The organism is Streptomyces sp. NPDC017991 (assembly GCF_044328075.1).
Taxonomy (GTDB): Bacteria; Actinomycetota; Actinomycetes; order Streptomycetales; family Streptomycetaceae; genus Streptomyces.
The window spans coordinates 345623-360941 of record NZ_JBIRGP010000008.1 but is presented as its reverse complement, the minus strand read 5'-3'; the positions used below and the strand labels follow the sequence as shown (position 1 = coordinate 360941).

The 15319-nt window shown below is 70.2% G+C and carries 2 protein-coding genes; both read right to left on the bottom strand.

Annotation, left to right across the window (positions count from 1 at the left end; all coding sequences use genetic code 11):
- Positions 1 to 50: 50 nt before the first annotated feature.
- Complete coding sequence (locus ACH4DZ_RS24680; protein ID WP_398289472.1) at positions 51 to 6086, bottom strand: hypothetical protein; 6036 nt, start codon at positions 6084 to 6086, stop codon at positions 51 to 53.
- Positions 6083 to 15319 carry a hypothetical protein gene (locus ACH4DZ_RS24675; RefSeq protein ID WP_398289471.1) on the bottom strand — a complete coding sequence of 3079 codons (9237 nt, stop codon included), beginning with the start codon at positions 15317 to 15319 and terminating at the stop codon, positions 6083 to 6085. Before ACH4DZ_RS24675 ends, ACH4DZ_RS24680 begins: the two co-directional genes overlap by 4 nt.

Below are 15319 nucleotides of genomic sequence, written 5' to 3'. Positions count from 1 at the left end.
GATGTGGTCTTTCCTTGTCGCTGGGTCGACTCTGCTGGGTCGACGGCCGGTTACGGACGTGACGGTGCGTGGTTCTCGTCCTCGTCGGGGTGTGGCACGGCGAAGCGGAAACGGCCGTCGTCCTGTACGAGGACCGCACGCGTACGTCCCGCGTTCGCTGTCGTCTCGGTGCCGGTGTCCCGGCCGACGACGGTGAGGTCGAGGAGCAACAGCCGTGCCAGGGCGGTCACGGCAAGGGCTGTGGTCGCCGTGTCCCAGCCGCCGGACCGCAACAGCCGCAGGCGTGCGGCCCGCAGGGGTGTCAGCTCGGCGGGCCCGAGGGTGACGGTTCCGTTCTCTTCCTCCAGAAGCCGTACCTCCTGGGGTGTCATGCCGATCTGCCGCAGCTCCTCAGCGGTGGCGGACAAGGGCCCCGGCGGGGAATCCGGGGAAGGCTCCGGCAGGTCCACTTCGGTCAGTTCGGCGGCCATGCTCGCGCGGAGCGAGTCGACGACGTCCGGATCCGGGGTGCCGTCCGCGCGATACCAGACGGTCTCCAGTTCGGGATCCCGGACGGCCTCCATGGCCGCCTCGACGAAGCCGTCGCCGGCACCCAGCACCGCGCGGAGTGCGAGAACGGTGCCGTCCCGCATGACCACGCTGTCCGGCTCCGCGGGCCGGCCGATGACGCTGTCGGGGTTCATCGACCGGTCGTCGGCCGCCTCGTCGTCCGGCCAGTCGACGGTGACCGTCGCCGTGCGACGGGTCAGCGGATCCTCGTACAGGGCCCTCGGCGCGTCGTCGAACACGTCCTTGAAGGTCAGGTCCCGCACGGTGAGGGGCTCGGTCGCGTCCGGCTGCAGTTCGGCGAGCTTGAGGTCCAGCCACCGCTGCAACTCCGCCCGCGTACTGGACGCACGCAGCAGGCCCGTAGTCTCCGCCGAGTCGCGGCCGTTGCCGCGTCCGGCCACCTGGATCTCCGGAGGCCGGAGCCCTCGTGCCCGGTCCCGCACCGCGCGCACCGCGATCCGCCGGGCGAGGTCCTCGATATGCCGCGCCTCCCGCGCCGACACGTCCTTGCCGCCCTTGCCGAACACTACGGTCAGTGCTGTCTCGGCGCGCTCGTGACGGTCCCTGCTTCCGGGCTCGCGCAGCGACGTCCATTCGATGCCGTCAGGAACGTCGTCGCCGAGGACGACGGTCGCCGTACGGCGCGTGGCAGGGTCGACCCGGTCCTGTTCCGAGGTGTCCTCGAAGCCGTAGCGGATGTCGAGCCCGCGAGTGGTGAGCGGATCGGCGGTCGCGCCTTGCAACTCCCGCAGCGCGGCGGCGAGGTGGTTTTCGAGTACGCGGGCGGTGTTCTTCGCCCGGGTTCTTCCCGTGTAGGCGGCGTGGTCGGTGCTGTTGCCCCGGCCGCTGACGTGGATGGCCTGGGGCTGCCGCCCTTCGGCACGGTCCTTCAGCGCCTGAACCGCTGTACGCCGGGCGAGTGCGCGGATGTCCCGGTCCTGGTCGGCCTGCATCCACCGTGACCCGCGGGGGAAGCGCACGGTCAGCGGCTTGCCGATCGGGCGGTCGGTCCCAGGCGCGGGCCGCGTTCCCGGTGTCTCGTCGGGCTTGTTCGACTCGTCCGGCTCGTCCGGCTGTGTCAGGAACACGGTGCCGTCGGACACCGGGAGGAAGCCGTCCCGCGTCGCGGGCTCCGGGGCGGGCAGGAAGCGTCCGGTCACCGGTGCGGCACCGCCCGTCGGCACGGAGGGCTCCCGCACGGGCGGGACTCCGGCACGGCCGGTCCCGGCCGCCGGGGTGGGACCGTACAGGCGTCGGAAGAGGGGCAGCAGCCTCGGCTCGTGTGTCGCGATCCAGGCGGCGCCGTTCTCGCGCGGACGGCCGGTGTGGGCGTCCGTCCCGGCGTTCAGCCCCAGGTAGACGCTGGTGAGTTGGATGAAATAGGTGAGCGGGAGCCGCGAGGACAGATTCTCCGTGGGCGTTCCGTGCGTGTCACGGCGGATTCCGTCGGGCCAGGGCGCGTCGTGGCCCAGCGCCTTCCGCGCCCTGAAGGAGGCGGCCGTACGACGGCGGTCGTCAGGACTCGACGCGAACGAGTAGAGGGTCTGGGTGAGCATCCGCAGCGCGTCCGCGGGGGTGGACAGCGACTCCTCCGCGATCACCGTGTCGGTGATTCCCCCGGCGGACCTGGCCCGGTCCCACTGAACGCCGTTGGCCTCGGTGATACCGCGTCGGTCCTGGAACGCCGGGAGATCCACCAGCCGGGTCCCCAAAGGCAGGACGGTGACCGTCGTGCCGCTCTTCAGAAGCCGGGCGGCCACCTCGGGATCGGCCAAGAGCCGGACGAGCAGATCCCGGGCCTGGTGTCCCGCGGTCTCGGATCCCGAGGGGACCTCGACCATGAGCCGGGCAGCCGTGGCGGCGAACTCGTGTGCGTCGAGACGCGATGCGAGGGCGTCCACGAACCCGTGGTGGACCGACAGCCAGCGCCGGTGCTCGGGCCGCAGGCCGGCCAGAACGCCCGCACGCTCGTCGGGACTGCGCTGCGGGAGCGAACGCAGGAGTTCGTCGGCGTTCGCGGGACGTACGACGTCGTTCCGCGTGCGAGTGGAGTTCTCCGGGGTGTCCCCGAACCATTCCCTCACCGCGCCGAAGGCCTGCTCCTCCGCGGCTGTCCGGTCGGTCGGGTTGACCGGTCCGTCCAGGCGGGCCTGGTCCGCGGATCCGAACAGCCGCTGGAGGATCGGCAGCAGCGCGCGTTCGTTCGCCCTGACCCAGTCGGCCCCGTTGTTGACCGGCCGGTACGTGGAGAGGTCGTATCCCGCGTGAGCGCCCATGTAGGCGGTGACCACCTGCGCGAAGTACTCGTCCGCGTCGAGGGAGGAGTAGTTGTCCGTCGGGTTGCCGAGGATGTCCCGTCTGATGCCGTCAGGCCAGGACGCGTCGGGCCCCGCAGCGCGTTTCACCAGATACGCCGCGTCGATGACGTCGCGCTCGTGCGCGGTGAGGGCGTGCCCCATCAGGGCGTGGGCCATCTCGTGGACCGTCGTGGAGTCCCCGGACCAGGCGGCGCCCTCGCCGACGGCCGAGAACTCACCGAGCAGGTTCTCCTCGGAGACGACCACCGTGGTACCGATCGAGACACCTCTGATGCCGTCTGTGGACCGGCCGGTGGGGGACTTGCGTCCACGCAACGACTGCGTCTGCGGGAGATCGGTCATCTTCATGTCCTTCGGGAGGACGACGACCCGTACGCCACGCTTGAGCAGTGCCGCCGCGGCATCCGCGTCGGCCAGCATGTGCGCCACGATGCGGTGTGCCTCGACCCGGGCCGAAGCCGCCCGCTCCACGGCGGCCGGCACCTCGACCATCAACTGCGCCGCCAGCCGGGCGAACTCCGCGGCCGGCAGGTCCGCCTTCAGACGGTCCACCAGGCCTGCGCCGAGCGAGAGCTGTCGTCGGCGCTCCACCGACAGTGCGACCAGCTCCCCTCGCGCCGCCAGCGCACGCGTGACCTGTGCGGCGCGAGCGACATCCGATTCCTGCAGAGGAGTCAGCACCGGAGCCGGCGCCGTCGTCCGTCCGGTCGTCACCGCGGCCGGTGGTGAGGTGTACGTCGTGCCGCCGGACACGGCGGCCCGGCTGTCGTTGTCGTTGCCCGCGGTCGGAGCGGCGAGGACGCGCCCGACGGAGTCCGCGGGGGGTACCGCCACCGCGGCTGGCTCCTCCGGCGTGGTGGCGGGCTCCGCGGCCGGGTGTGTCACGGGCTCGCCCGTGAACGTCGTACCGCCGGGCTGTCCGGTGTCGCGGGTCCGCTGCCGCGAGGAGCCGGACGCGGCGGACGGGTCCTGTGGCGGTTCCGTGCTCGCCGTGGCCGGAGCCGACGTGGGCGCGGAACCGTACAGGCGGTTGAGGAGCGGTAGCAGTGCCGGCTCGTGGGCCGTGACCCAGGCGGCGGTGTTCGCCCGCAGACGCCCGGTGTTCGGGTCGTGCCCCGCGTTGAGTCCCAGGTAGGTCCTGGACAACTGCACGAAGTACGTGGCGGGGTTGATGGACGCGTAGTTGTCCTGCGCGGCTCCGCTCCGGTCGCGTCGGATGCCGTCGGGCCACGGCGCGTCGGGTCCCCGGTCCCTTCGCGCCCGGTACGCGGAGTCGACCAGGAACTGATCGTCCTCGGTGATCCCGTGCAGGAACACCGTGCCGGCCAGAGCGAGCGCGACGTTGCCGTGTTCGCGGACACGATCCTCGGCGGAGGCCTCGGCGCCGCCCCCGAGGAACTGCCGCTCGGGCACGACCATGCCGATCACGCCGCCCAGAGCGGCCTCGTCGTCGTAGCGGAGACCGCTGTGGGACCTCCCCCGCAGGTGCCGCAGTTGCGGCACCTCGGTCAGTCGCATCCGGTCCGGCAGCACGACCAGGTACGAGCCCTTGCTCAACAGCCGCGACGCCACGTCCGGATCCATGAGCAGGCGGGCGAACAACGCTCGCGCCACCGCCGTCGACGTCTCCGGGGCCGCCAGACCGTCCGGCGCGTCCAGCATCAACTGAGCAGCTGTTTCGGCGAATCGAGGCGGCTGGAGGCGGGACCGCAGCGTGTCCACGAACTCTCGGTGCACGGACAGCCAACGCCGGTGCTCCGGGGCCAGCGAGGCGAGTGTCCGCAGGCGCTCCGGCCCGTCCATGTCCGGGAGCTCACGCAGCAGCCGGTCCGCGTCCGGCGGAGGCGTCGCGGTCTGGCGCAACTGCCGGGACAGGGCGTCCGGTCCGACGACTCCGTCCATCTCGTCCACCTCGTTCACCCCGTGCGCCTCGTCACCGAACAGAGCGCGGACACCGTCGAAGGCCTCGTCCTCGCGCACCGTACGGTCGACGGGGTTCGCCACCTCCTCGAAGCGTGCCTCGGCCACCGGCCCGTAGAGAGGCACGAGCAGGGGCATCAACTCCGGCACGTTCGCCTCGACCCAGTCGGCGCCGTTCGACCGGACACGCAGAGTGTCACCGTCGCGTCCCGTATTGACTCCGAAGTAGGCGGTAGTCACCTGTGCGAAGTACTCAAGGACGTCGGTCGCGGAATAGTTGTCCTTCGGGTTGCCCGACAGATCACGCCGGATACCGTCGGGCCACGGCGCGTCGTACCCGGCCTGCTGCCGGTTCGCGTAGGACGTCTCGATCAGTCTCTTCGCCGCATCTCCCAGCACGAGTCGGTGGATCGCGTGAGCCAACTCGTGTGGCAGATCCGAGGCGCCGTGCGATCTGGCGCGGTCAGGGCCGAGTTCACCCAGGAGGTTCTCCTCGGAGACCACGACCAGGCCACCGTCCTGAAGAGCTCTGATCCCGTTCCAGGGGCGACCGTCGTCGGCTGTCAGGTCCCGGAGGTGGCGGAACTCCGGGAAGTCGGTGACAGGTGTGCTCTTCGGCAGGACGAGCACCTGGACACCACTCTGCAACAGGTGCCTGGCCACGTACGCGTTGCTCAGCACCCGGGCGACCATGTCGTGTGCGACGCGTCGCGCGGAGGGTGCGCGCTGCGCTCCGGGTGGGACGACGACCATGAGTTGAGCTGCCAGCCGCGCGAATCCGTGAGGACCCAGCGCCGACATGAGGGCGTCCATCAGGAGAGGGTCGGCGCCCATCATCCGCCGCTGCTCGGCGGGCAGTTGGGGAATCGAGCCCTCGGCCAGCGCGCGACGCACGGAGCGCACGGCTTCCTCGGTCGTCTCCGGGATGAGGACCGGGTCGACGTCGGGCACCGGACTCCGGTTCCCGCCGCCGTCCCCGGCGGGCTCCCGCGCCGAGAACACCGATCCCCCCGACACCGGCGAACCGGACCGCGCGTCGACGGGCGGTGGCGGCTGGAAGCCGGCCGCGTCGTGGGGACCCAGGGCGACGCCGTGGTCGACCTGGTTCTCACTCTCGTCGGTGATCCAGCCGACGTACGACCATCGCCGCATCTCGTAGGGGTCGACGCCGTTGGCGTACTCGCCGTTCGCGATGTCCAGTTGGTATGTGTTGGCCTGTGCCGTCGCTGCCCGGGCGTACAGCGCCGGGCCGGTCACGATCACACCGCTGCTCGCGAGTTCCTGGCCGTCCCAGTTCATGACCTCGTCGGGGATGGCGTCGATGGACGCCTGAAGAAGGCGGACTGCGGGACGGTCATCATGAAAGCGTTTCCGTACCGGCCGTCCGCCATGGCATGCAGGGCGACGTCGGCCTGAGTCAGGCGACCGGCCGGCGTTCTCAGCAGTCGGGCAAGGCCGGCGCGCTGATGGTCGTACGTCCTTTGGTCCCGGAACATGGGCCCGATGAGGGGAATGTCGGAACGGCTCATCCTGCGGAGATCGGAGAACATGTCCGCCCGTCCCGGCGTGATGTCCACATCGCTGAATACGCCGCCGTCGCGGAGCAGGATGGCGAGTTGCGCCACGTCCTTGCCGATGGGGAACGCCGTCGGGGTCGTCCGGGCGTTGTCGTAGATCGAGCGCAGCTTCACCAGTTGTGCCTGGTCCGGAGTGAACCCATGGTTTCCGGGAGTCACCTGGATGCCGGGCGGCAAGGCCTCGTTGACGTCACGGAACCGCACGCCCGCCTGCCGCAATATGGTGTACGGCTCCTGGTGCCAATTGCTCAGCATCGGTCCGCCCGGATAGGCCGGAGAGGTGTCCGTCCACAGATTGACCACCCACCCGTGGTCCCTGGCCCGCTGAGCCCAGTCGAGGATGTTCCCGATGGCGCCGGGGCTCATCGGACGCCCGATCCAGAAGAAATGGATCTTCTTGGGCGGTGCCGCGAGAGCCGGGTTGTGGTGGGGGGCCATCAACTGCTGCTCCGTCCACAGCCGAAGTCGCTGCGCCTCGGCACCGAACGGTGTGCGGGCCAGTGCCGTACCGCGTTCCGTGAGCCGGCGCTGCATGATCCGTACGGCACTCAGCCGCGCGGTGCCGAGGAACATTCCCACCTGGGCCATGACGAGGTCCGTCTGTTGCTGCGTCAGCGGACCGTTCCATCTCGTCAGATCGCCCACCGACGCATCCGGTGCCGGAGTCGTGTAATGGACCACGGGTGGTGGCGGCAGTATCTCCGCTTCCTGGCGGTGGGTGGCCGGGCCGGCGCCGTGCGAGAGGCTGTCGGCACTCGTGGGCACGGTCGGCCACCCGGACACCGTTTCGGTTTCGTCCGGGGAGGTCTCGCCGAACAGCGCACGGACGGCCGCGTAGGTCTCGTTCTCCTCACGGGTGGTGGTGACAGGGTTCGCCGGTGACGTCACGCCGCCCTGCGGGTTGGTGCCGTAGAGCCGTTCCAGTAGTGGCAGCAGTCTCTTCTCGTGGGTGCGGACCCAATGGGCCCCGTTGTTGCGGGGCTGTTTGGTGAAGGGGTCGTGTCCGTGGTTGACGCCGAGATAGGCGTTCGTCAACTGAGCAAAGTATTCGTGGGCGTTCTTGGCGGAGTAGTTGTCCACTTCGCGGCCCGACGGGTCACGGCGTGGGCCGTCAGGCCATTGCACGTCAAGGCCCCCGGCCCGGCGGGCGGCGAAAACCTCTCCGATCAGACGGCGTTCGTCAGCGGTGAGCCCGTACCTCTCGACGGCATGAGCCATTTCGTGAACGGTCGTCGAATAACTATCCGCGTAGGTGCTGTTCGCGAAGGGTGTTGTCTCACCGAGGAGGTTCTCCTCGGTGATCGCCGTGACCTTTCCCGAGCCGCCTCGTACGTCGTCCCAGACGCGGCCGTCGCCCAGCGGGAGGCCCGTCAGGGAGGCGAAGGGTTCCAGCGCGGTCATGGGTGTGTCCCTGGGCACGATCACCACCCGTGCCCCGCTTGCCAGCAGTCGCGTCGCCACGTCGTCGTTCACGAGCAGTACGGAGATCAGCCGGTATGCCTCAAGCCGCGCCGAGACGGGTTGATGCACGCCGGGATGTACGTCGAGCAGCAGGGCCGCCGCCATCTTCGTAAACTCCGCGCCGGGCAGGGACTCCCGCAGGGAGGAGACCAGTCCGGTGTCGGAGGTGTCGGAGGCCAGCCAGGCCCGCTCCTCCTGCCGCAGCATCGCCACCGACGACACCAGCTCCGTGGGGGAAGTGCTCCGTATGCGCGCCGACAGCTCATCGGCCCACGACGGAACAGCCACATGCCCCGACATCGCGTCCCCGGACACCGATGCCGGTTCGGCGGAGATCCGGTGCACCGTCACACCCGACGACGAACCACCCGACTCCCCGGCACCGAAGACCACACCACCGGACACCTCCTGCACCCCCGCACCCGACGACGGCGGAGGCACAGGCAGGAACGAGAACTGGTTCTGGGTGCCGGAAGGGCCGGGCAGATCGACCTGGTTCTCACTCTCGTCGGTGATCCAGCCGACACGTGCCCATCGCCGCATCTCGTAGAGGTCGACGCCCTTGGCGTACTCGCCTTCCGCCATGTCGAGTTGATAGGTGTTCGCCTGCGCTACGGCCGCCCGCACATACAGGATCGGGCCGGTCGCGATCACACCGCTGCTCGCGAGTTCATGGCCGTTCCAGCTCATGACGTCGTTGTCGATCAGATCAATGGCGCGTGAGAAGAAGGAGGTGTGCGGGACGGTCATCATGAAAGCGTTGCCGTACCGGCCGTCCGCCATGGCATGCAGAGCCACGTCGGTCGACGTCAGGCCACCGACCGGAACTCCCAGCAGTGCGGCCATGGCGACACGCTGGTCCTGGTACGTCTTGTCGTCCCGGAACATGGGTCCGATGAGCGGTATGTCGGAGCGGCCCATCCTGCGAGGCGCGGAGAACATCTCCGCTTCTCCCGGCGTGATGTCCACATCGCTGAAGACGCCACCTTGACGGAGCAGGATCGCCAGTTGCGCCACGTCCTTGCCGATGGGGAACGCCCTGGATGCCGTCCGGGCGTTGTTGTAGATTCTGCGCAGCTTCACCAGTTGTGCCTGTTCCAAGGTGAGCGCATGGTGCCCAGGTGTCACCGAAATGGTGGGCGGCAGAGCTTCATCGACATCACGGAAACGCACTCCGGCGCGCACCAGCATTTCGTATGTGGGTTCGTGCCAGGTGCTCAGCGCCGGTCCGCCCGGATAGGCCGGGTGGCTGTCCGTCCACAGATTGACCACCCACCCGTGGTCCCTGGCCCGCTGAGCCCAGTCAAGGACGTTCCCGACGGCGCCAAGGTTCATCGGACGCCCGATCCAGAAGAAATTGATTATCTTGGGCGGTGCCGAGATGACCGGGTTGTGATTGCTGGCCTCCAGCGACTGGCTCACCCACTGCTCAAGCCATTGCGCTTCGGCCTCGAACGGTGTGTGGATCAGAGCCGCACGGCGTTCCGCGAGCCGGTGCAGCATGATCCGCGCGGCACTCAGCCGCGCGGTGCCGAGGAACGTCTGCACCTGCAACTGGACGGAATTGGTCTGGGCTGGTGTCAGCGGTCCGTTCCACCTGGTCAGATCGCCCACCGACATGTCCTGCGTCGGATACGAGAAGTACACCGGGGGAGGCGGCAGTGTCACACCCTCTTCCGCCGTGCCCGGCCGCGCACCGCGTGGCCTCGCACCGGCGCCCCCGGCAGCGGTCGGCTGCCCGGACGGAGCCCCCATGTCCTGCGAGGACGTGTCACCGAACAGCGCGCGGACGGCCGCGTACTTCTCGTTCTCCTCGCGTGTGGTGGCGACCGGATTGGCGGGTGCTGTCGCAACGACCCGAGGATTGTTTCCGTAGAGCCGCCGCAACAGGGGCAGCAGCTTCTTCTCGTGGGTGCGGACCCAATGGGCCCCGTTGTTGCGGGGCTGTCCGGTGAAGGGGTCGTGTCCGTGGTTGACGCCGAGATAGGCGTTCGTCAACTGAGCAAAGTATTCGTGGGCGTTCTTGGCGGAGTAGTTGTCCACTTCGCGGCCCGACGGGTCACGGCGTGGGCCGTCCGGCCACGCCGAGTCCGGGCCTTGGGCCAGTCGGAAGGCGAAGGCCTCGTTGATCAGGCGGCGGTCGGTGTCGGTGAGTCCGTGTCGTTCGACGGCGTGCACGACTTCGTGCACCGTCGTCGAGTACTTGTCCTCGTACACGCTGTTCGCGAAGGGTGTCGTCTCACCGAGGAGGTTCTCCTCGGTGATCGCCGTGACCTTTCCTGAGCCGCCTCGTACGTCGTCCCAGACGCGGCCGTCGCCCAGCGGGCGGCCTGTCAGGGAGGCGAAGGGTTCCAGCGCGGTCATGGGTGTGTCCCTGGGCACGATCACCACCCGTGACCCGCTTGCCAGCAGCCTGGTCGCCACGTCGTCGTTCACGAGCAGTGCGGAGATCAGCCGGTATGCCTCAAGCCGCGCCGAGACGGGCTGATGCACGCCGGGATGCACGTCGAGCAGCAGGGCCGTCGCCATCTTCGTGAACTCCGCGCCCGGCAGGGACTTCCGCAGGGAGGAGACCAGTCCGGTGTCGGAGGCCAGCCAGGCCCGCTCCTCCTGCCGCAGCATCGCCACCGACGACACCAACTCCGCGGGGGAAGTGCTCCGCACCCGCGCAGACAGCTCATCGGCCCACGACGGGAGGGACGGAAGAGCCGTCGTCGATTCGCCGGAACCCGGCACCGCAGGGAGTTGGTGCACCGTCACGCCCGGGGACGAACTGCCGAAGACCACACCACCGGAAACCCCCTCCGTGTCCACATCCGCGGCCACCCCCGGCGAGGTCGGGGGCGAGACCGGCAGGAAACGGCCGGCGGCTCGTTCGGAGGAGGCCGGGAGGTCGGGCGAAGCAGCAGGAACTCCCGGGGTCGTCCTTCGTGGCTGAGGCTGATGCACGGCCAGGCCGCGGGAGAGTTCTTTCGCGGCGGCTACGTCGTGTGGGTCGCGGACGATACTGACGGCGACCGCGTACACGGCTCGGTGGGCGAGCGGCAGTTCCCCGAAGTCCGGGTCGGCATCGAACCGGAATCCCTCGACGCGCTGGTGACCGCGCACCAGGGTGAGCGCCATGTGAAGAGCCGCGTCCCGGCGGGGATTGACCGCGTGGGCGAGGTGGTCCCACTCGTCCCGGACGACTCCGGGAGCTGCCTCCTCCTGGGCCGGCGTGAGGTCGGGGCTGTACTGGACCGTGACGGCGACGGCGTGTGCGGGCACGGCGGCCGTGTCCTTCGGTACCGGATCGGAGGGAGCGCCGGTTTCGATGCGGAAGTCGTCGCCGGTGAGTCTGAACCGGCGGGTGGCCGGCTGCTTGTCGTCCAGTACGGCTGTCAGCCGGTCCCGCACGTATTGTGCGGTGCCCTGCGCACGGAGGTCGGCCAGTACCCCGGGATCCGTGCCGGACCGTACGAAGCGGGAGCGCCGGGGTCGGGAGACGGCGAGGCGGATCACCGGGAGCGGCACGCTCACGAGCCGGTTGAACAGGGCCTGTTCCGAGATCAGCTCGACCAGGGCGTCCAGTCGTGGCCGGTCCTGTGAGGCCATCGTCGCGGACCGTTCGGGGAAGGCGATCGTGACGGGATCCGGAGTGAAGGCCGGGGCGGGTCGGCTGCGGTCGCGACGGCGTCGGCGCGCGGTCGCGGCCGCACCGAGGGATGCGGCCTTCATGTCCTGCGAGCGGGGCCCGGCGGTGTCCGCGGCTCCCTTCGCGAGGATGGCGCCGAGCTGCTCGACCGCGTCCGGTGACAGGTCGTTCAGACGGGCGACGAGACTCTCGCTGGCCTCATGTGCGCGCAACGCCTCCGCGAGTGCGTCGAGCTCGGGCCGTACAGCGGAGTTCCACGGAGCCGCGGGGGCCAGTTCGCTCTCCGGGCTCTCGGTGGGCTGGGCGTCCTCGGCGGCCAGCTGGGTCCGGTGGACCGGGACCGGCCCGCCCACCTGTGTCATCGCCGAGTAGTGGTCGCCCTCGTAGTACAGGTACAGGGACTGGGGCGCCGACGGGTTGAGCGGGTTCGCGAAGGCCATGTCACCCGGCAGGTCCTCGATCGTCTGCACGGTGGTGATGTTGAGGCCGAGGGCGACCGCGGTGAGCTGTGGCACCTGGTCGTAGAACGGGGTCGCCCACATGTCGGTGTGGTGCAGCGCGAGTTGGGCCGCCGCGCTGGGCGTCAGATCGAGAAGGTCCCGCAGCCTGGGCTTGAGCCTTGCGATGCCCTGGTAGCGGCCGGCCAGCAAGCTGTAGGCGGCCTCGCTGCGGGGGGTGACCTCGGAGAGCAGCCGCGCCGCTTCGGCACGCAGCGCGGCCAGGCGGTGGTCGGCCGCCAACCGGGCGCGGTCCTGCGGCCGGACGAGCGCGGGGTCGGGGGTGAAATCCGGCAGGAGCCGGGCCGCCATACCGGCCGTGAAGTCCCCGACGATCGCCCGGTCGGCGGGGTCGTCGAATCTCCGGGCCAGCTCACGGGCGTACTGCGGACGGATCAGATCCTCCTCGATCCTGGCCAGTTGCGCCGGCGTCAGCTCGGCGGCCCGGTGGCCGAGGAGGTCTTCGAGTGGGCTGAGAGGGAGGTCGTTCAGCAGGGTGAGCAGTGGGGTGGGGCCGGAGTCGAGGTTCTGCCGCTGTGCCTCGGCGGCGGGTGTGTCGCCGGCCAGCCAGCCGGCCACCTGCTCGCGGAGCTGCTGGACGTTCAGCTCGCTCAGCGGTGAACCGGCAAGCTGCCGAGTGGAGTTGGCGAGGACCGAGGTGAAGAAGCAGTCACCGTCCGGCTCCACCTGGAGCACCTGGTACCGCGCGTCCTCGACCGACACCGTACGGACGACATCGCGCTGTCGGAAGGCGGGGAGAGCGGGATCCGGCCTGCGCCTGCCCGCTCCGGCGGACGGTCGTTCGGTGACCGGTCGGGTGGCGCTGCGAGGACCGGTCGGTGCCGTCTTCGACTCGGCGGGCCGGCGGCGCTCCGCCGCGGCTGCCGCTGTGCCACGTCCCGGCTCGATGGTTGGGGTCGTCCGCGTCCGTCCGGCTTCGGTGACGTCCGCTGTCGTTTCGAGCGACCGAGGCGGTACGGGCGTGGCCGGGAGGGGCCGGGCGGCGACCGGGGGCGCACCCACCGCCTCCGATGGGAGCCGGTTCGGCTCCCCGGTCGTGGGATCGGTGACGGCCCTGCGGGACGAGGCTTCCTGAGTCCCCCGAGGGCCGCGGGGCCCGCGCGTACGGGCTGTGTCGTCGGAACCGCCGGCACCCCGCGCGGTTCGCGCCTCGCCGGGCAGGCCCCGGCCGCTGCCGCCGGGCAGATAGCCGCGCTCGGCCCTGGGACGGCCCGCGGCCAGTCGGCGGGACAGGGCTTCGGCCTGCTCGATGTCGTTGTCGACACGCAGGTCGAGGGCTACCGCGTAGACGGCCAGGTGGCCCGGGTCCACGGCGTCGAAGGCGGGCTGGAGCGCGGGCTCGAAGGCTGTCAGGACCTGGTGGGTGCGGACGATGTTGTGGGCGAGGGCGAGATCGTCCGGCCCCGGGGTGTTCGTCCGCCACTCGTCGGAGAGCCTGCGGCGCAGGGCGTCGTGGTCGAGGTCCGGGTTCGGGTCCGGGTCGGAAGCGGGCGTGGGTGTGTTCGTCGGCGAGGCCTCTCCGGCCTTGGTCTCGGTGACCGCGGGACGAACCGGTGGGGGAGTGGCGGTGGTGTCGGTGGGCGTTGCTTCCGGGGGGAGTGCGGAAGCGGCCGACGGGCGGCCGGACCCAGAGGTCGTCGTGGCCGTCGCCGTTCCCGTCGTCGTGGTCCCGGTCCGTGCGGCGTTCGGTCCGGACTGGGGCGCCGAGCGTGGCGGTTCGGCGCCGGTCGCGGGTGACGCGGGTGACGTGGATGACGACGCGGTCGCCGGTCGAGGGGTCTCCGCGGGGGCTCCGGGCACGGGACGGTTCGTTCCGGCCGTCGTCGCGGAGGAAGGCGTTCTCTCGGACGAGGTGGACGAGGTGGACGAGGTGGACGCGGCCGGAGAGCGGCTCCCCTCGGCGGGCGCGGAGCCGGTCGTCGTACGGGCGGTCTCCGAAGCGGTAGCGGTAGCGGCAGCGGCAGGAGGGCGACCGGCTTCCGTGACGCCCGCTCGACGGGCGGAGTCCGCAGAGGTGTCGGTGGTGGACGTCGCGCCGCTCCGGCTCCCGGAGGCGGTGGCTTGGCGGGGTGACTCCGCCGATTCGGTCCGTGTGTGCGAGGCGGGCGTCGTGGCCGGTGGCGTCCGGACCTGCGTCATTGCGGCATCCGGCACCGTGCCGATGCTCGACCCCCTTCCCAGGGAGTCGAGGGCGTCCAGGCTGTTCACCGCGCCCGGCGTGCTGTCACGGCCCGCGCTCCGGCGGTGGCCGCCCGATCCGGACACCGTCCCGCTCTTGGCGACCGGAGTCGGGGATGCCGTTCCCCGGTTCCCCGCCGTCGCCTGCCGCAGGTCGCCGACTCCGCTCGCGACCCCCTGGTGCAGCATGCCGGTCGTCAGTTCACTCGTCCCCGACAGGGCGAAGGCCATCCCGAACGCACTCCACGACCAGGGCGTACCGAAGAACGCCATCGCCAGCAGCGACTCCGGAAGTGCCTCCGTCAGACCGTCCGCGACGAACTCCGAGACCTTCCTCGGGGAGGAGGTCACCGAGTCCAGGACCGACCGGCTGTTGTTGCTCCCCGCGGGAAGATTCCGCACGGACTTCGACGCGACGTCGTCCGACAGGTTCTTGGTCAGCCCCTGCCCCGGCCCTTTGCCGAACAGCCCGTTGAACTTCTCCGCCAGTCCGCGCAGCGGCCCCGACAGCCAGCCCGCCGCCCCGCCGAACGCGGCGCTCTGCCACACCGCTTTCCAGTCCACTCCGTGTGGCTTCATGTCCGGCTCGTTGAACGCCATCAGCCCCAGACGCACGATCAGTGTCTGGAAGGCCTCCTCCAGGGCCTCGCTCAGACTCGGCAGCAGGTGCGAACGCCGCAGGAACAGATCGAGCGCCGTCAGGAACGCGGCCCGGCTGCGCACCTTCGCCGCGACCGCCTGACCACCGGCCGCCGGATTGAACCATGCCGTCGCCGCCAGGATCGTCAGCTCGATCAGCAGCCGGATCAGCTCCGCGACGATCTGCCACTTGCTCTCCTGGATGTTCAGCGACTGGTCACGGTGCCCGGCCGCCACCTCCTTGAGGCTGCGTTCCAGCAGCTGGAGGTGGTTCACGCCGCCGTCCGAGCCCGTCAGCACCGACATCGCGCGTACGTACTCACGGCCCGCGTCACCCGGCAACGAGTCACCGATGTGCCGCACCGAGTACGCGATCTCCTCCTCAAGCGACGCCATCCGACGTCCGAAACCGTCCAGCGTCTCGCCGCTGACCTTCGCGCCCGTCTCGCTCGCCTCGATGAAGCCGGCACCGATCAGAGCCGTGATGAACGCGTTCCACTCGGGAGAGACCCGCAGATCGCCCAT